This is a genomic window from Stenotrophomonas sp. STEN038 (assembly GCF_056759895.1).
The window spans coordinates 35283-51810 of sequence record NZ_JBRRDW010000024.1 but is presented as its reverse complement, the minus strand read 5'-3'; the positions used below and the strand labels follow the sequence as shown (position 1 = coordinate 51810).

Annotated in this window: 16 protein-coding genes; 10 read left to right on the top strand and 6 right to left on the bottom strand. The window is 62.5% G+C overall.

The window, feature by feature from the left end; translation table 11 throughout:
* Positions 1 to 46 precede the first annotated feature (46 nt).
* From ACVOLS_RS11635 to ACVOLS_RS11625, 3 genes are all read right to left on the bottom strand, one after another.
* Positions 47 to 883: a restriction endonuclease gene (locus ACVOLS_RS11635; protein ID WP_481545741.1), complete on the bottom strand. Its 837-nt coding sequence runs from the start codon at positions 881 to 883 to the stop codon at positions 47 to 49.
* 180 nt (positions 884 to 1063) lie between these two features.
* A complete protein-coding gene (locus ACVOLS_RS11630) occupies positions 1064 to 2077 on the bottom strand; it encodes a cyclase family protein (protein WP_481545740.1) in 1014 nt (337 codons plus the stop codon).
* Positions 2078 to 2309: 232 nt separating this feature from the next.
* Positions 2310 to 3215, bottom strand: a complete 906-nt coding sequence (locus ACVOLS_RS11625; RefSeq protein WP_481545739.1) for a LysR family transcriptional regulator — start codon at positions 3213 to 3215, stop codon at positions 2310 to 2312.
* A gap of 259 nt (positions 3216 to 3474) precedes the next feature.
* Between ACVOLS_RS11625 and ACVOLS_RS11620 the strand changes: the two genes are divergently transcribed.
* The 7 genes from ACVOLS_RS11620 to hslU all read left to right on the top strand — a co-directional run bounded on the left by ACVOLS_RS11620 (position 3475) and on the right by hslU (position 8601).
* Positions 3475 to 3927, top strand: a complete 453-nt coding sequence (locus ACVOLS_RS11620) for a VOC family protein (protein ID WP_481545738.1) — start codon at positions 3475 to 3477, stop codon at positions 3925 to 3927.
* A 40-nt stretch (positions 3928 to 3967) separates the two neighbouring features.
* Entirely contained in the window at positions 3968 to 4420 is a 453-nt protein-coding gene (locus ACVOLS_RS11615; protein WP_481545737.1) for a hypothetical protein, read from the top strand.
* Between the two features lie 138 nt (positions 4421 to 4558).
* Positions 4559 to 5032: a DUF1203 domain-containing protein gene (locus ACVOLS_RS11610; protein WP_481545736.1), complete on the top strand. Its 474-nt coding sequence runs from the start codon at positions 4559 to 4561 to the stop codon at positions 5030 to 5032.
* Positions 5033 to 5250: 218 nt separating this feature from the next.
* The gene (locus tag ACVOLS_RS11605; RefSeq protein WP_481545735.1) at positions 5251 to 5919 is read left to right on the top strand and encodes a vWA domain-containing protein; all 669 of its coding nucleotides are present in this window, start codon (positions 5251 to 5253) and stop codon (positions 5917 to 5919) included.
* A 264-nt stretch (positions 5920 to 6183) separates the two neighbouring features.
* On the top strand, positions 6184 to 6396 hold the full coding sequence (locus tag ACVOLS_RS11600) for a DUF3079 domain-containing protein (RefSeq protein ID WP_481545734.1): 213 nt from the start codon (positions 6184 to 6186) through the stop codon (positions 6394 to 6396).
* Between the two features lie 247 nt (positions 6397 to 6643).
* Positions 6644 to 7195: an ATP-dependent protease subunit HslV gene (gene hslV, locus ACVOLS_RS11595; protein WP_055772387.1), complete on the top strand. Its 552-nt coding sequence runs from the start codon at positions 6644 to 6646 to the stop codon at positions 7193 to 7195.
* A gap of 29 nt (positions 7196 to 7224) precedes the next feature.
* Positions 7225 to 8601, top strand: coding sequence for an ATP-dependent protease ATPase subunit HslU (gene hslU / locus ACVOLS_RS11590; RefSeq protein ID WP_481545733.1), 1377 nt, complete (start codon positions 7225 to 7227; stop codon positions 8599 to 8601).
* 330 nt (positions 8602 to 8931) lie between these two features.
* On the opposite strand, the gene ACVOLS_RS11585 is transcribed toward hslU, so the two are convergent.
* On the bottom strand, positions 8932 to 9606 hold the full coding sequence (locus tag ACVOLS_RS11585) for a TetR family transcriptional regulator (RefSeq protein WP_481545732.1): 675 nt from the start codon (positions 9604 to 9606) through the stop codon (positions 8932 to 8934).
* 231 nt (positions 9607 to 9837) lie between these two features.
* Between ACVOLS_RS11585 and ACVOLS_RS11580 the strand changes: the two genes are divergently transcribed.
* Positions 9838 to 11022, top strand: coding sequence for an efflux RND transporter periplasmic adaptor subunit (locus ACVOLS_RS11580; RefSeq protein WP_481545731.1), 1185 nt, complete (start codon positions 9838 to 9840; stop codon positions 11020 to 11022).
* A gap of 12 nt (positions 11023 to 11034) precedes the next feature.
* Positions 11035 to 14181, top strand: coding sequence for a multidrug efflux RND transporter permease subunit SmeE (gene smeE / locus ACVOLS_RS11575; RefSeq protein WP_481545730.1), 3147 nt, complete (start codon positions 11035 to 11037; stop codon positions 14179 to 14181).
* A 497-nt stretch (positions 14182 to 14678) separates the two neighbouring features.
* Here the strand turns inward: smeE and ACVOLS_RS11570 are convergent, their stop codons facing one another.
* On the bottom strand, positions 14679 to 14930 hold the full coding sequence (locus ACVOLS_RS11570) for a hypothetical protein (protein WP_303747503.1): 252 nt from the start codon (positions 14928 to 14930) through the stop codon (positions 14679 to 14681).
* A 119-nt stretch (positions 14931 to 15049) separates the two neighbouring features.
* A complete protein-coding gene (locus ACVOLS_RS11565; RefSeq protein WP_303747502.1) occupies positions 15050 to 15502 on the bottom strand; it encodes a nucleoside deaminase in 453 nt (150 codons plus the stop codon).
* 92 nt (positions 15503 to 15594) lie between these two features.
* Here ACVOLS_RS11565 and ubiE point away from each other — a divergent pair, with 92 nt between their 5' ends.
* Positions 15595 to 16359 (top strand): bifunctional demethylmenaquinone methyltransferase/2-methoxy-6-polyprenyl-1,4-benzoquinol methylase UbiE, encoded by a 765-nt coding sequence (gene ubiE, locus ACVOLS_RS11560; RefSeq protein ID WP_481545729.1) that lies wholly within the window; start codon positions 15595 to 15597, stop codon positions 16357 to 16359.
* Positions 16360 to 16528 lie beyond the last annotated feature (169 nt).

Sequence of the window (16528 nt, the reverse complement as noted above, 5' to 3'; positions counted from 1 at the left end):
ACGCTGAAAGCAACGTCACCAGCGAGAATCGCGCTAAAAAGTGGAATCAGGTGATTGCAGGTCCCGTGCCCCTGCATCTCGGGAAATTGCTGCAGCCCAGGAAGCGTTGCCCCGTGCTTCTATTGACCCGCTGCACCAATGCGCCTCCGCAACGAGGGCAGGGCGCGGCATCTGGCGCTGGATGTTCCGGTGCGGCCAGCGTTGGTTCCATACGCTGATTGATTGGCACGGGTGCATCTTCCACTGTCTTCAACGACTGGATCATTGCCAGCAGTTGTTCGCCGCCGATCAGTTCGATGGGCTTGTCGCGCGCGAAGGTCTCCGCATCCGCAGTGAATGTGCCGATACAGACAATTTTGACGGCCTGCGCTTGATGATGTGCTAGAAGCCCTGCCATCTCGCGCACCACGCTGACGCCTACCTGTTGGCGCTTCCACTGTTTGCATTGCACCAGCGTGCGTTGGCCATCCTTGCGCAGGATGAGGTCGATGCCGCCATCGGGGCCACCCAGCCCGGTTTCTTCCACCGCATAGCCCTGGCGGCGGAATGCTTCGCCTACCAGTTGCTCGAACTGGCGCCAGCCGCCGGCCGCCAGGCTTTCGAGTGTGGTACGCGTGTCCAGGAAGCGGCGGCGTTTGCGGGCATTGAGGTAGGAAGCCAGGGCGGCGATCCAGCAGATGCCGAGCAGCATCCATGCCAGCAGTGCGAAGACAGGACTGGATTGTTGGCCAAAGGCTTGCGCCAACATGCCGCCTTGAAGGGACAGGAACCACTGGATGCCGTAACGCACCAGGATGAAGCCGATGATCCCTGCGAGGATGCCTATCGGCCACGGCATGAATGCCAATGCGCCGATAGGAGATTGTTTTGTTCTGCGTCCCATGCGAACCCCTTGTTCCAGAGGGCAACTTAGCGCTTGGGTGGGGTGTTGTCAGCAGGTGGGGGATTTGTGGGAGATGCGGTGCAAGGCGCGAAGCTTGTTGTGTTGGGTGTTTGGCAGCGGGTTGTGCTGACGGCTTTCCTGCTTCGCGGCTTACGCCGCTCCTACAAATGCGGCGGAGCGTTATCGGACTGGCAACGCTATCGGGCGTAGCGGGGCTGCGTCGCCGCCGCGGATCTTCAGTGGGCCGCCGATGAAAGCGAACTCGTAGACCTTGTCGCGGGCCAGTTCGTCCAGCGCGATCAGCTCGATGATCGGTGCGCCTTGCTGGGCCAGCAGGTAGGTGTGCAGCGGGACGTAGTCGTCGGCCACTTCCGAGGGGAAGGTCTCGAAGCTGAGGTTGTCGGCGCCTACGATCATCGCGCCGCCGTCCTCGACCAGGAAGCGTGCGGCATCCAGGCCCATGCCCGGCGGGTTGGCCATGTAGGCCTTGGGTTGGTTGAACAGCTGCATGCGCCCGGTGCGGATCAGCACGATGTCGCCTTGCTGCAGGCTGACCTTCTGCCGGCGCAGTGCATCCTGCAGGTCCTGGCGGGTGACGCGGTAGCTGTCTGGCAGCATGTCCACGCCCTTGGCGCCGGCGACGTCGATCAGGATGCCGCGGGCAACCAGCGGTGGGAACTTCTCGATGCCGGTGACCTTCCAGCCGCGATCACCGAGGTGTTTGCTGGCCTCGAAACCGTTCCAGATCTTGTCATGGATGCCGAAGTGATTGAGCGCGTCGATATGCGTGCCGGTGTGGCTGTACATCGAGAACGCGGTGCCGGTGTAGCTGCGGGTGATGTTCATTGTCTCGCCCACGCCCATCGGGTCATCGATCACCGTGCCCTGCGGCGTGTGGGTCATCCAGAACTGGTAATGCGGATCGCCTGCGTCCTGCCAGCTCGGCATGCCGACGTAGTAATCGGTGGCCAGGTCGTAGACCTTGCCGCCATTTACCCGCGACAGGATCGCCGCCCGTGATGCATCGGTGATCAGGTTGAGCCGGCCGATCTCGTCGTTCGGGCCCCAGGGGCTGACGCCGACCTGCTGGCCGGAGGGGAGTGGCTCGGGCGTGGCTGAAGGGTGGGCCGCCGAGGGCAGTGCGGTGGCGGCCAGCAGCAGGCCGAGTGCAGTAGTGAGTTTGCGGATATTCATCGGGTAAAGCTCTGTGCGGGGAACGACGCGATGGCGTCGCAACAGGCACGCGGTGGCGTGCACGGGTCTCTGTTTTGCAGCAGGGCCGCCGCGCGCAATGCGTCGGCCGTCGGTTGCGTTGCTGGTAAGGGCAGCGCGCCGACATCAGGCCCGGCTCAGCGGGAGAACGCAGCTTAGGTAGCTGCCGCAGCGCGAAACAGCGGCTGCCGGGCAGCTCAGTATTCGCTGGGCGTCAGCAATCCAGCCCGGCGCAGCGCGGCAGGGCGTCGTGCAGAAAGTCGATGAAGGCGCGGACCTTGGGCTGCAGGTGGCGCTGGGTCGGGTAGACCGCGTAGACGATGCGCCGCGGGTAGTGATGATCCGGCAGCACCTGCTGCAGCTGGCCGCTGGCCAGGGCGGGCGCGGCCAGGAAGGAAGGCAGCGCGCCGATGCCGGTGCCGGCCACCAGCAACTCGCGCAGCAGCAGGCTGTTGTTGGCGCTGACGCGGGTCGGCTGGGTTACCGTCACCTGCCCATCGGGGCCGTGCAGCGGCCAGCTGCCGGGCGAATCGGACAGGCTGTAGGCCAGCAATGCGTGCTCGCCCAGCTGCGCAACCGTGGTCGGCACTGGATGCTGTTGAAGATAGGCGGGCGCAGCGCACAGCACCTGTTGCAAGGAGGCCAGGCGGCGTGCGACCAGGCTGGAGTCGTGCAACTCGGCGCGTATCCGCAGCGAGACATCGAAGCCTTCGCCGACGGCATCCACCACCCGGTCTTCCATCACCAGGTCCAATGCCAGCTGCGGATGCTCGGCCAGGAATCGTGGCAGCAGTGGCGACAGCGTGCTCAACGCGAACGACAGTGGTGCATTGATCCGCAGCCGTCCGCTGATCTCGCCGCTTTGCTGGGCGATGCCGCGTTCCAGCGCATCCAGCTCATCGAGCAGGCGGCAGCACTCCAGATAATAGGCCTGGCCGGTATCGGTCAGGCTCATGCTGCGGGTGGTCCGCTGCAGCAGCACCACGCCCAGATGCGCTTCCAGTGCACGCAGCTGCTTGCTCAAGCCTGCCGCCGACATGCCAAGGTCCTCGGCCGCACGCGCCAGGCTGGCACGCTCGACAATCCGCCGGAAGGCACGCATCAGGTTGAAGGAATCCACGGCAAGCCTCACGACAGAACGCGCACAGGGTAAAGAAAACCGGGGTCAGAGTCAGGTTCTTGTAACTGCCATGAAGAATGCGGCGCGATGCTGCGTCCCTATTTGGTTCATCGCCGTTGCGGGGGCGTCGCTGGACCGAGAGTTAGATGCACGCGCTTCTCCGCTCCAGCCGTGTATAAGCCGTAGGCTCTCCCGACATCGGTGTCCCGGCTGCCGTGCTTCGGGGGCCATCTCCGGTGGCAAGCATCAAGGAGTCTTTATGACGGTCAAGCGCATGGACAACGTGGGTATCGTGGTCGAGAACCTGGATGCCGTCATTGAGTTCTTCGTTGAACTGGGACTTGTGCTTGAGGGGCGCATGCCAATCGAAGGTGAATGGGCTGGCCGCGTTACCGGCCTACGCGACCAGCGTGTCGAGATCGCAATGATGCGTACGCCCGATGGCCACAGCAGGCTGGAGCTCTCCAGGTTCGATGCCCCGGCGATTGCATCCGATCACCGTGCAGCACCGGTGAATTCCCTGGGCTACCTGCGCGTCATGTTCGCGGTGGAGGACATCGATGACACGCTTGAGCGGCTCAAGAAGCTGGGGGCGTCGGTGGTTGATGACGTGGTCAACTACGAGAACACCTATCGACTGTGCTACATCCGTGGTGTTGAGGGCATCCTGATCGGGCTTGCCCAGGAGCTGGGGCAACGGGTAGCCGAGTGAGCGTCGTGTGTTGGTGGCAGGGGCCTGCGTCTTCCAGTTCGTGTCAGCAATCACCAGGCTCCAGCTCATCAGGCAACGACGACCTCCCGCCGAACGAAGCAACCGTTTAGCCGGGGTGATATGGCCGCGCCGTTTGCTTGACGGCGGGTTTGAGCGCTGTGACTATCCGCCTGTTCATCATGGCTACCAAGGTTCCACCATGTCTGGCTTGCTCGGCGGGTTGATTGAAGGCGTTGTGGATGTTGTTACAGATATCTGGCTGTTGCGCAGGCAGCGCTCGGGCAGAGGTCGCCCGGCAAACTCCGTTGCCAAGGATGCGACGGATATCGTGGAGTTCAATCTGTGGGCGCTATTGTTCTCCGCCATCGCATTGGCCTGCTTTTCGGCGATGTTCTTTGTCATGAAGCTACCGCTGTGGATCAGCCTGGCACCGGTGGCTGCGGTGATTGCCTATCTCCTATGCCGCTGGTTTGTGCTGGTGCGCGCTGAGTAGTGCGCGTACAAAGCAGATCAGCGACGGTTGGGCGTGGAGTTTTCCGTCCGGTCAGCCGTTGGATGCTGCGTCTGATCATGGCGAGCAGCAGCTCGCGGAGAGTGGGATGTTGCGGTTCCTTGATCCATGGAATGCAGCATGTCGTCTTTCCTGTTGAGCGGTTTGAATCCCGCATTGTTCGCCGATCTTTTCCAGCTTGATGATGCTGCGCTTGCTGCGCGGCAGATTGCCCGCGTCACTGCTACCGAGGCTTCAGGATTTCCCTGCCGGGTCAGCCTCGCTGATGCGATGGTCGGAGAGGAACTGTTGCTGCTTTCCTTTCAGCACCAGGCAGCGGATTCGCCGTACCGGGCGAGTGGGCCGATTTTTGTCCGGCGCGGTGTGGCCCGGGCGGAACTGCAGGTCAACGAGGTGCCATCGCTGGTGCAGCGTCGGCTGATGTCATTGCGGGCGTACAGCGTGGAGGATCGGATCACGTTTGCCGAGGTCTGCGATGGAAGAGATGTTGGCGAGTGGCTGCAAGGCGCGTTCGATGATGCTGCTGTGGCTTATATGCATCTGCATTTTGCTCGCTATGGTTGCTTTGCGTGCCGGGCGGACCGGGTATCGTGAACCTCGCCGTTGTTTGTAGGAGCGGCGTAAGCCGCGAAGCAGATGGTCCGTCAGGTTGCGGGTGTTTGCGCGCTCCGTAGGTGCGGTGGCTTTGCGGCTTACGCCGCTCCCACAATGGGGTCGGTGGGGTTGTGGGGAAGGCTTCTGCCGAGCATGGCTCGGCACTACAGGGCGGGGTTTTGCGAATAGACTGAAGCTACGAATATGGAGATTCCGTTATGAGCTTTGGATCTGGGCACGAGGCTGGTGGTTCTGCCGGCGCGCAGGAAAGCCGTTGTGCATGTTTGTTGCTGCTGGATACATCGGAAGTGATGGGGCGGCAGCGCATCGATCTGCTCAACGCTGGGCTGATGCAGTTCAAGCAGGCCTTGTACGCTGATCCTGAGGCGGCCAAGCGCGTTGATATAGCCATTGTCACTTACGGCCCGGTACGGACAGCCTCTGATTTCGTGGCCGCCGAGAGTTTCTATCCGCCGTTCCTTGTCAGTACTGTTGATGCCCCGCTTGGGGCAGCGATCGAACAGGGTCTGGAACTGATTCGCCAGCGCAAGGATGCGTATACAAGCAGAGGCCTCACTTATTACCGACCGTGGGTGTTCCTGATCGGCGCGGGTGCGCCCAGTGATAGCGTCAAGCGCGCAGCTGAGCTGGTGAGGGAAGGTGAGGCCAACAAGGACTTCCAGTTCTTCGCGGTTGCTGTGGAAGGTGCGGACATGGATGCGCTGCGACAGATCTCGGTGCGTGCGCCGCTCACGTTGAAGGGACTGCAGTTTCCGGAGCTTTTCAGCTGGTTGTCCAGTTCCATGCGCGCGGTTGTTGCTTCAGCGCCGGGCGATACGGTTCCGTTGAGCAACCCGACTTCCGCGGATGGCTGGGCGGCAAAGTAGCGCAGAGGCGGGCTTGCCCGCCTTTTTGTGGGAGCGGCGTGAGCCGCGAAGCTGAGATTGGTGAAATGACCTGTAGCCCGTAGCCGGGAGGATTTTTGGCTTCGCGGCTTACGCCGCTCCTACAAAAGCGGGGGCGGTGGGTTTGTGGGGAAGGCTTCTGCCCAGCATGGCTCGGCACTACCGCGCTGGGGTTGCTTGATTTACATCAAGGTGGGCATTGCCTTGGCGGCGCATGGTTGCTCTCCTGGCATGGAGGGTCGTGCGATGGCAAAGCCATTTCCGTTGAATCCCAAACATCCTGAGCGGATCTGCTGGGGCTGCGACAAGTATTGCGCGACCGATGCGCTGGCCTGCGGCAATGGTTCCGGCCGCACGCAGCATCCGGCGGAGCTGCAGGGCGAGGACTGGTATCTGGCGTGGGGTATCGAGCCGGAGCCGGGGCGACCGGGAAGGGCGGCGTTGGAGAAGAAGTTGTAGGACCGGTGTGAGCCGCGAAGCTGGTGGTTTGTCAGGGTGCGGGCTTTCTTGTGGTTGCAGTGGTGTTGGCTTCGCGGCTTACGCGGCTCCTGCAAGGTGATCGCTGGGGTTTTCGGGAAGGCCTCTGCCGAGCATGGCTCGGCACTACCTGTTGGGTTTTTCTGAATGGTGGCTGTCGCTGGCGGGGGGAGGCTTGATCGTGGCGGTGACCGGCCCCATTACCGGAGAACAGTATCCCGGAGGCCGTATGGACCCCAGTCAGAACCCGAATGTTTTTCATGCCACCACCATCTGCTGCGTACGTCGCGGCGAGCATGTGGCGATTGCTGGCGATGGTCAGGTCACCCTGGGTCATACGGTGATGAAGGGCAATGCGCGCAAGGTGCGCCGGCTTGGCCGCGATGGCCAGGTGCTGGCCGGTTTTGCCGGTGCGGCCGCTGATGCCTTCACCCTGTTTGAATTGTTTGAAGCCAAGCTTGAGAAGCACGGACAGTTGACCCGCGCTGCCGTGGAGCTGGCCAAGGATTGGCGTACCGATCGCCGCTACGGCAAGCTCGAAGCGCTGCTGGCCGTGGCCGACCGCGAGACCTCGCTGATCATCAGCGGTACCGGCGATGTGATCGAGCCGGAAGACGGCATCATCGCGATTGGCTCGGGCGGTTCCTACGCGCTAAGCGCGGCGCGGGCACTGCTCAAGCACACCGATCTGGATGCACGTGGCGTGGCCACCGAGGCGATCAACATCGCTGGCGGTATCTGCATCTACACCAACACCAACGTCGTGGTGGAAGAGCTCTGAGCTCTTCGGCCATCAATCGCGAGTACCCCATGAGCCACAAGATCGAAGTTTCCTCCGCCACCATGACGCCGCGCGAAATCGTGCAGGAGCTGGACCGTCATATCGTCGGCCAGCACGACGCCAAGCGTGCGGTCGCCATCGCCCTGCGCAACCGCTGGCGCCGCATGCAGCTGCCCGTCGAGCTGCGCAACGAAGTGATGCCGAAGAACATCCTGATGATCGGCCCGACCGGCGTCGGCAAGACCGAAATCGCGCGCCGCTTGGCCACGCTGGCCAATGCGCCGTTCGTCAAGGTGGAGGCTACGCGTTTCACTGAGGTCGGCTACGTCGGTAAGGACGTGGAGCAGATCATCCGTGACCTGGCTGATACCGCGGTCAAGTTGTACCGCGAGCAGGCCAAGGTGCGCGTGCGCACGCAGGCCGAAGAGAAGGCTGAAGACCGCATCCTGGATGCGCTGCTGCCGCGTCGCAGTACCGGTATTGGTTTTGATCCGGAGGCGGCACGCAATGAGCCGTCTGCTGCCGATAACGAAACCCGCATCAAGTTCCGCCGCATGCTGCGCGCTGGCGAACTGGATGAACGCGAGATCGAACTGGACGTTGCTGCCAACGTCAGCATGGACATCATGACCCCGCCGGGCATGGAAGAAATGGGCCAGCAACTGAAGTCGATGTTTGCCAATCTCGGCACCGCCAAGTCGAACAAGCGCACGCTGAGCATCAAGGCCGCGCGTCCGCTGCTGATCGAGGAAGAAGCCGGCAAGCTGGTCAACGAAGACGATATCCGCACTGCTGCGGTTGAAGCCTGTGAGCAGCATGGCATCGTTTTCATCGACGAAATCGACAAGGTTGCCAAGCGCAGCGATGCCGGTTCCTCCGGTGGCGATGTGTCACGCGAAGGCGTGCAGCGTGACCTGCTGCCGCTGGTGGAAGGCTCCAACGTGTCGACCAAGTACGGCACGGTGAAGACCGACCACATCCTGTTTATTGCTTCCGGTGCGTTCCATCTGGCCAAGCCGAGCGATCTGATTCCCGAGCTGCAGGGCCGTTTCCCGATCCGCGTGGAGTTGGGTGCGCTGAGCAAGAATGACTTCGTGCGCATTCTCACCGAGCCGAAGGCGGCGCTGACCAAGCAGTACGAGGCTTTGTTGGCGACCGAAGGCGTCAAGGTCAACTTCACTGCCGAGGCGGTGGACCGTCTGGCGGAGATTGCGTTCCAGGTCAACGAGCGTCAGGAGAACATTGGTGCGCGTCGTCTGCACACCGTGTTGGAGCGCTTGCTGGATTCGCTGAGTTATGAGGCGCCGGATCGTGATGGCGACAGTATTGCGATCGACCCGGCGTATGTGGACAAGCACCTGGGTGAGTTGGTGAAGGACCCGGATCTGAGTCGCTATATTCTGTGATTGGTGGTTTGGGTTGGTGAGAAGCGGCGGCACGTTGGTGTCGCCGTTTTTTTTGCGTGTGTTTTGGTTGTTGGCATTGCGAGTAATGCCCCTGCCGAGCATGGCTCGGCACTACGGAGGGGAGGCGGCGCGCCGGCTTTAGCCCTCCCTTTGCCGTAGGCAAGGGGAGGGTTGGGAGGGGTGCTTTGCTTCTGCGTTTGCCTTCGCGTTCGCTTGCTTCGCGGCTTATGGCCCGAGGCCACCCAGCGCCGCTCCTACAAGGTCGCTGTTGCTCTGCAAGGTTGCTCGGTAAGGCCTCTGCCGAGCATGGCTCGGCACTACCGGGCTGGCTTATTCTTCTTCTGGGTCTGGTGGTGGCAGCGGCGAAGGATCTGAGCCGGGCTCGAATACGCCGGGCTTCACGTAGTGCGCCATCAGCGCGTCCAGCATCTCCCGGCTGTCACGCTCCAGGTCGAACTGGGTCGGCTCCAGCATGGCGCTGTACAACACGCCGGTCAGGCCTGCATGGATGATGCGTGCGCTACTTGCAGTGTTCACTCCATCGCGCAGCTGGCCCAGCTCGCGCGCGCGTTCGAGGGCGCGGCGGAAAATCGCCATCTCCTCTTCGACGCTGTCGTGCTGCAGTTGCTGCATCGCCACGATTTCAGCGGACAGGTCGTTGCGCAGCATGATTTCCATCATCTCGCGCAATCGCGGATCGTTGGCCAACTCACTCAAGGACACCAGCATGGCCGAACGCAGGTCCAGGATCGGCGTGTTGCGCAGCGGCGAGTAGGTCTGGCGCAGGCGTTTGATGAACGGCACGCGCTCGCGGTTGATCATCGCTTCCAGCACTTCGGTTTTGTTCTTGAAGTGCCAATACACCGCGCCACGGGAGACGCCCGCGCGCTCGCCTATCGCCGCCAGCGAGCTGCCGGCGACGCCGTGTTCATGGAAGCAGGCCAGCGCGGCATCCAGGATGCTTTCGCGGGTGACTGCTGCCTCTTCTTTGGTCTTTCTGGCCATTGCTCTGTGCAAATGCTGGATGAAACCGACCTGAATTGTACGCGTTTACAAACATGCGTGTATGTATGTATATTTCCCCGGCTTGCTTTGCAGGATGGCCGTGATGTGTGTGGTGGTGGCGGTTGCCACGGCTGTGCCCGTAACGTATGCGGTACGGAAGGATATGCCTCGGCATACCTCAGGTTCCGCCCGATCCTCGAGCGCCACTTTTCCCCATTGAGCTCCTCTCCCATGCCTGCTATCAGTCGCTACCGTCTCGTCGCGCTTTCCCTCGCACTATCCGTCGCGCTCGTTGCCTGCAAGGGCGGCGGGGAGCAGCCGCAGCAGGGTGGGCCGGGTCAGGTCACCGTGGTCACGCTGAAGCCGGAAACGGTCACCTTGACCCGCGAACTGGCCGGCCGTGCAAATGGCTACCAGGTCGCCGAAGTGCGCCCGCAGGTCAGCGGCATTGTTGCCAAGCGCCTGTTCACCGAAGGCAGCGTGGTCAAGGCTGGCGATCCGCTGTATCAGCTGGATGACGCCGCTTACCGCGCGCAGGCCAACAGCGCCCGCGCGCAGCTGGCACGTGCCGAAGCCAGCGCCAATGCCGCCCGTCTGGCCGCACGCCGCAGCAGCGAGCTGGTCAAGTCGCGGGTGATCAGCGTGCAGGACGACGAAAACGCACAGGCCGCCTGGAAGCAGGCCGAGGCCGATGTGCTCGCCGCCCGCGCATCCCTGGATGCGGCCAACGTGACGCTGGGCTATGCCCGCATCACCGCGCCGATCAGCGGCCAGATCGGCAAGTCCTCGGTTACCCAGGGCGCGCTGGTCAGTGCCGGTCAGGCTGAGCCGCTGGCCACCATCAACCAGCTTGATCCGATCTATATCGACGTCACCCAGTCCTCGGCCGAGCTGCTGCAGCTGCGCCGCGAACTGGCCGCCGGTCGCCTGGAAGGCGCCTCGGAACTGCCGGTCGATATCGTGCTGGAAGACGGCAGCACCTTTGCCCACAAGGGCAAGCTGGAGTTCTCCGAAGTCAGCGTTGACCCGGCCACCGGCAGCTACGCCATGCGCGTGCGCGTCGAGAATCCGGATCAGGTGCTGATGCCTGGCATGTTCGTGCGTGCGGTGCTGGGCAGTGGCGTGCGCCCGAACGCTCTGCTGGTGCCGATGCAGGGCGTTGCCCGCGATCCCAAGGGCGATACCTCGGCGATGGTGGTTGATGCCGAAGGCAAGGTTGCTGTTCGCCCGGTCAAGGTCAGCCGCACCATCGGCGACAAGTGGCTGGTCGAGGACGGTCTGAAGGCTGGTGACAAGGTCATCGTCGAAGGCCTGCAGAAGATCGGCCCGGGGATGCCGGTGCAGGCCACCGAGAAGGGTGCCGAAGCCGCCAAGCCAGCCGCCGCGCCTGCCGCGGCGCCGGCTGACAAGCAGTAAGCGGAGAACTACATGGCACGCTTCTTTATCGACAGGCCCATCTTCGCGTGGGTCATCGCCATCATCATCATGCTTGCCGGCGCGCTGGCAATGCTCAAGCTGCCGATCTCGATGTATCCCGAGGTCGCGCCGCCTGCGGTGTCCATTTCCGCCAGCTACCCGGGCGCTTCGGCCAAGGTGGTCGAGGACTCGGTGACGCAGATCATCGAGCAGAACATGAAGGGTCTGGACGGCCTGATGTACTTCTCCTCCAACAGCTCCTCCAACGGCCAGGCCAGCATCACCCTGACCTTCGAGAGCGGCACCAACTCCGACATCGCCCAGGTGCAGGTGCAGAACAAGCTGCAGCTGGCGATGCCGCTGTTGCCGCAGGAAGTGCAGCGCCAAGGTATCAACGTTGCCAAGTCCAGCTCGGGCTTCCTCAACGTGCTGGGCTTCGTCTCCGAAGACGGCAGCATGGATGAGAACGACATCTCCGACTACGTCGGTTCCAACATCGTTGATCCGCTGAGCCGCGTACCGGGCGTGGGTTCGATCCAGGTGTTCGGTGGCAAGTACGCCATGCGCATCTGGCTGGACCCGACCAAGCTGCAGACCTACAAGGTCTCGGTTGACGAGGTCACCGCCGCAGTCAAGGCGCAGAACGCACAGGTCGCCGTGGGCCAGTTGGGTGGTGCACCGGCCGTCAAGGGCCAGCAGCTCAACGCCACCATCAATGCGCAGGACCGCCTGCAGACGCCGGAGCAGTTCCGCAACATCGTGGTGCGTACCGAAAGCGACGGCTCCACCTTGAAGCTGGGCGATGTTGCCCGCGTCGAGCTGGGCGCTGAAACCTACGACTTCGTCACCCGTTACAACGGCAAGCCGGCCTCCGGCCTGGCCATCACCCTGGCAACCGGCGCCAACGCGCTGGAAACCGCCGAGGGCGTCAGCAAGACCCTGGACGAACTGAAGGCCAACTTCCCGGCCGGCATGAAGGCGTTGATCCCGTACGACACCACCCCGTTCGTGCGCGTGTCGATCAAGGGCGTGGTCAAGACGCTGCTTGAGGCCATCGTGCTGGTGTTCGTGGTGATGTATCTGTTCCTGCAGAACTTCCGCGCCACCCTGATCCCGACCATCGCCGTGCCGGTGGTGTTGCTGGGTACCTTCGGCATCCTCGCGGTGCTGGGTTTCTCCATCAACATGCTGACCATGTTCGCGATGGTGCTGGCGATCGGCCTATTGGTCGATGACGCCATCGTGGTGGTGGAGAACGTCGAGCGCATCATGTCCGAGGAAGGACTGTCGCCGCTGGAAGCCACCCGCAAGTCGATGAGCCAGATCACCGGCGCGCTGGTCGGCATCGGCCTGGTGCTGTCGGCGGTGTTCGTGCCGATGGCCTTCATGAGCGGCTCCACCGGCGTCATCTACCGGCAGTTCTCGGCGACGATCGTGTCGGCGATGGCCTTGTCGGTGCTGGTCGCCATCGTGCTGACCCCGGCACTGTGCGCCACCATGCTCAAGCCGCTGAAGAAGGGCGAGCACCACGTTGCCCACAAGGGCATCTCGGGTCGCTTCTTCAACTGGTTCAACAACAGCTTCGACCGCACCAGTGGTACTTACCAGCGTGGTGTGCGCGGCATCCTCAATCGCCCGGGCCGTTTCATGGCGGTGTTCCTGGCGTTGGCGGTGGTGATGGGCCTGCTGTTCGTTCGCCTGCCCAGCTCGTTCCTGCCCAATGAAGACCAGGGCATCCTGATGGCGCTGGTCAATGCACCGGTCGGCGCTACCCAGGAACGTACCCTGGAGTCGATCTACAAGCTGGAAGACCACTTCCTGAAGAACGAGAAGGACGCGGTTGAATCGGTGTTCTCGGTGCAGGGCTTCAGCTTCTCGGGCATGGGCCAGAACTCGGGCATGGCCTTCGTCAAGCTCAAGGACTGGAGCGAGCGTAGTGCCGACCAGGGCGTCGGGCCGATCACCGGGCGCGCGATGGCGGCGCTTGGCCAGATCAAGGACGCCTTCATCTTCGCCTTCCCGCCGCCGGCCATGCCGGAGCTGGGTATCGCCTCGGGTTACACCTTCTTCCTGAAGGACAACAGCGGCGCTGGCCATGATGCGCTGGTCAATGCACGCAACCAGTTGCTGGGCATGGCCGGTGAAAGCAAGCTGCTGGCCAACGTCCGCCCGAACGGTTTGGACGACACCCCGCAGCTGCGTCTGGATATCGACGTTGCCAAGGCCGGTGCGCACGGTCTGTCGCTGGACACCATCAACAGCACGCTGGCCACCGCCTGGGGTTCGAGCTACGTCGATGACTTCATCGACCGTGGCCGCGTCAAGCGCGTCTATGTGCAGGCCGATGACGGCTTCCGCATGAACCCGGAAGACTTCAACCTGTGGACGGTGAAGAACACCTCCGGCGAGATGGTGCCGTTCTCGGCCTTCGCAAGCCAGCGTTGGGATTACGGCTCGCCGCGTCTGGAGCGTTACAACGGTGTCTCCGCACTGGAAATCCAGGGCGAAGCCGCACCGGGCGTGGCCTCGGGCGACGCCATGCTGGAAGTGGAAAAGCTGGCCAAGCAATTGCCGGCTGGTTTCAGCATCGAGTGGACGGCCGTGTCCTACCAGGAACGCGAGGCCGGTTCGCAGACGCCGCTGCTGTACACGCTGTCGCTGCTGATCGTGTTCCTGTGCTTGGCTGCGCTGTATGAAAGCTGGAGCGTGCCGACCGCGGTGCTGATGGTTGCCCCGCTGGGTATTCTCGGTGCGGTGCTGGCCAACACCATGCGCGGCATGGAGCGTGACGTGTACTTCCAGGTGGCGATGTTGACCACCGTGGGTTTGACCTCGAAGAACGCGATCCTGATCGTCGAGTTCGCCAAGGAGCATCTGGAGAAGGGCGCGGGCGTGATCGAAGCGACCATGCATGCGGTCCGCGACCGTCTGCGTCCGATCATCATGACCTCGCTGGCCTTCGGCCTGGGCGTGTTGCCGCTGGCGATCGCCTCCGGCGCGGGTTCGGGTGCACAGCGCGCCATCGGTACCGGCGTGCTGGGCGGCATGGTGGTTGGCACCTTGCTCGGCCTGTTCTTCATCCCGCTGTTCTTCGTGGTGGTGCAGCGCTTGTTCAACCGCAAGCAGCTGGCCAAGAACGGCGACCTGCCGCAGCCGTAACGGGGCAGGGGTGTTGCAAGCAAAAGGCGCCGAAAGGCGCCTTTTGTTTTTAGCCCCTCTCCCGCTTGCGGGGTGAAAGAGGGGCGTTTACAAACCATCGGTTTGTGCCCCTGTTGAACGAACTTGCGCCAGCGCAAGGGCCGGGGCGCGGAGCGGGGGTTGGGGTGAGGGCAGCTCCGGGCCTGGAAAGCCCAAAAGCCAACCCCTCCCCAACCCTCCCCTTTGCTGCGCAAAAGGGAGGGGCAGAAAGCGCTCGGCCAGGGAGCGGCGTAGTGCCGAGCCATGCTCGGCAGGGGCTTTCCCGACAAACACAAACGGCGTAAGCAGCGCAGCCAGTGATTCATCAAGTGGCATGCATGCCGGTTATTCCAGCGTTGCGAGCTTCGCGGCTTACGCCGCTCCTACAAAACCGGTGCGGCGTCGGTAAGGCCCCTGCCGAGCATGGCTCGGCACTACCGAAATCGGAGCAAAAAAAAACCGGGCCAGGCCCGGTTTTTCTATGCTTCGGTAACCGCCAGCTCCAGTAACTGAGCCTTCTCAACCGCGCCCAGACGTTGGGCAAATACCGCAAGGCGGTTGCAGAGCTCGGCCTGATGTTCCGGATATGCCGCCACCAGTTCACGTTGAACCTGTTGGTAGGCATCCCAGAACGGGGCCGAGCAGCGATGTTGTGCGTACTGCTGTCGCAATTGCTCCCCAGCACGCTGGAGGGATTGGCGACTGCTGTGTTGGATGGGCGTTGTATACATCGCTTCACCTCGATGGCAGTGCCCCTGTACCCCGAGCATACCGCTGTTTTTCTTACGATCTGGCTACAGCGTCTAATTTACTGATGAGATTAATGGGGGTTTGTTCAGATAACGTCACGTTATTCGCCGATATCTTCATTCCAGACGTCCGGGTTCTCGGCGATATAGCGGCCCATCATCTCGATGCAGCTGGCGTCATTCAGGTCGATGACGTTCACCCCGTTCTCGCGCAGCCAGTCGATGCCGCCGGGGAAGCTGACCGATTCACCCACCACCACGGTGCCGATATTGAACTGGCGTACCAGCCCGCTGCAGTACCAGCATGGGGCCAGGGTGGTGACCATGATGGTGTTGCGGTAGCCGCGCTGGCGGCCGGCCTTGCGGAAGGCGTCGGTTTCGCCGTGGATGGACGGGTCGCCTTCCTGGATGCGGCGGTTGTGGCCGCAGCCGAGCAGGCGGCCATCGTTGTGGTACAGCGCTGCGCCAATCGGAATGCCGCCTTCGGCCAGGCCTTGGCGGGCCTCGGCGATGGCGGTTTCAAGCAGGGCGCGGTAGTCCGGGGTGGTGATCATGCAAGGTCCTTGTAGTGCTGTGGCGATCATCATAGCGGCCGGATTCAGCCTGCTGGCGCCGCAATCGGGCTGTCGGTGCGATAATCAGCGGCATGAGCGAATCCCCCTACAAGACCGGCACCACCCACTTCGGCTTCCGCGATGTACCGGCCAAGGACAAGCAGAAGCTTGTCGGCCAGGTGTTCACTTCCGTGGCCGACAACTACGATGTGATGAACGACCTGATGAGCCTGGGTATTCATCGGCTGTGGAAGCGCTACTTCGTAGCCACCGCGCAGGTGAAGCCGGGTGACCGCGTACTGGATCTGGCCGGCGGTACCGGTGATATCGCGGTGCTGCTGAAGGAGCGCATCGGCGCCGAAGGCAGCGTGGTGCTGGGTGACATCAACGCCGGCATGCTGTCGGTGGGTCGCGACCGTCTGACCAACCGCGGCCAGGTCTCGGGCTTCGAGTGGGTGCAGCTCAATGCAGAGGCGCTGCCGTTCCCGGACCAGAGCTTCGATCTGGTGACGATCTCCTTCGGCCTGCGCAACGTGACCGACAAGGAAGCCGCGCTGCGCGAGATGTACCGCGTGCTGAAGGTAGGCGGGCAGGCGCGCGTGCTGGAGTTCTCGGAAGTGACGGTGGACTGGTTCAAGCCGATCTACGATTTCCACTCGTTCAAGGTGCTGCCGAAGCTGGGCAAGCTGTTTGCGCGTGGTGATGCCGACAGCTATCAGTATCTGGCCGAAAGCATCCGCAAGCACCCGCCGCAGGAAGAGCTGAAGGAGATGATGACGGAGGCCGGGTTTGGCCGCTGCCATTACAAGAACCTGAGTGCGGGTATTGTGTCGATCCACTCCGGTTACAAGCTTTGAGGCTTGGATGCTGGGTGGGTTGAGGAAAAGGCGGCCATTGGCCGCCTTTTTTTGTAGGTGGGATTTTGGTTTTTGGTTTTGCCTTTGCCTTTGCTGGTGAAGCCCCTGCCGAGCGTGGCTCGGCACTACATGGGCTGGTTGGGCTTGTTTTTGCGTTAGCCCTTCTCCC

Coding starts and splice junctions, on each gene's coding strand:
- ACVOLS_RS11600 (WP_481545734.1), top strand. CDS start 6,184: ATGGCAAAGCCATTTCCGTTGAATCCCAAACATCCTGAGCGGATCTGC.
- ACVOLS_RS11585 (WP_481545732.1), bottom strand. CDS start 9,606: ATGGCCAGAAAGACCAAAGAAGAGGCAGCAGTCACCCGCGAAAGCATC.
- ubiE (WP_481545729.1), top strand. CDS start 15,595: ATGAGCGAATCCCCCTACAAGACCGGCACCACCCACTTCGGCTTCCGC.
- hslU (WP_481545733.1), top strand. CDS start 7,225: ATGAGCCACAAGATCGAAGTTTCCTCCGCCACCATGACGCCGCGCGAA.
- hslV (WP_055772387.1), top strand. CDS start 6,644: ATGGACCCCAGTCAGAACCCGAATGTTTTTCATGCCACCACCATCTGC.
- ACVOLS_RS11580 (WP_481545731.1), top strand. CDS start 9,838: ATGCCTGCTATCAGTCGCTACCGTCTCGTCGCGCTTTCCCTCGCACTA.
- ACVOLS_RS11630 (WP_481545740.1), bottom strand. CDS start 2,077: ATGAATATCCGCAAACTCACTACTGCACTCGGCCTGCTGCTGGCCGCC.
- ACVOLS_RS11605 (WP_481545735.1), top strand. CDS start 5,251: ATGAGCTTTGGATCTGGGCACGAGGCTGGTGGTTCTGCCGGCGCGCAG.
- ACVOLS_RS11620 (WP_481545738.1), top strand. CDS start 3,475: ATGACGGTCAAGCGCATGGACAACGTGGGTATCGTGGTCGAGAACCTG.
- ACVOLS_RS11565 (WP_303747502.1), bottom strand. CDS start 15,502: ATGATCACCACCCCGGACTACCGCGCCCTGCTTGAAACCGCCATCGCC.
- smeE (WP_481545730.1), top strand. CDS start 11,035: ATGGCACGCTTCTTTATCGACAGGCCCATCTTCGCGTGGGTCATCGCC.
- ACVOLS_RS11635 (WP_481545741.1), bottom strand. CDS start 883: ATGGGACGCAGAACAAAACAATCTCCTATCGGCGCATTGGCATTCATG.
- ACVOLS_RS11570 (WP_303747503.1), bottom strand. CDS start 14,930: ATGTATACAACGCCCATCCAACACAGCAGTCGCCAATCCCTCCAGCGT.
- ACVOLS_RS11610 (WP_481545736.1), top strand. CDS start 4,559: ATGTCGTCTTTCCTGTTGAGCGGTTTGAATCCCGCATTGTTCGCCGAT.